1 protein-coding gene is annotated in these 272 nt (G+C 58.5%); it reads right to left on the reverse strand.

Features of this window, described 5'->3' with window-relative positions; translation table 11 throughout:
• Window positions 1-272 (reverse strand): TraB/TrbI/VirB10 family type IV secretion system protein (locus tag HBA93_RS21175; protein ID WP_502910169.1); only part of this gene is annotated, 272 nt, incomplete at both ends.

Raw genomic sequence — 272 nt, forward strand, 5'->3', positions numbered from 1 at the left:
GGAACCTCGGTTCCATCCTGCATCACAAGCCTGTTGAACTCGACAATCAGGGCGTTTGTGTTGCGGTTCTGCTGGAATGAACCGAGAAGGCGGGTTCGATAGAGCGGGCCTTTCTGAAATATTTCAGCCACGACAGGGCCGGGGGTGTCGGAATCTGATGCATTGACGGTGCGCGCGAATACGGTCTGACCGGCGCTGATCATCATGTTCTGACCATCGACTATGCCGCCCATGCCCGACATTGCGGCTTGCTGCGCCTGCTCGGCCTCGGC

The sequence above is a fragment of the Ochrobactrum sp. SFR4 genome, assembly GCF_019730395.1.
Taxonomy (GTDB): domain Bacteria; phylum Pseudomonadota; class Alphaproteobacteria; order Rhizobiales; family Rhizobiaceae; genus Pseudochrobactrum.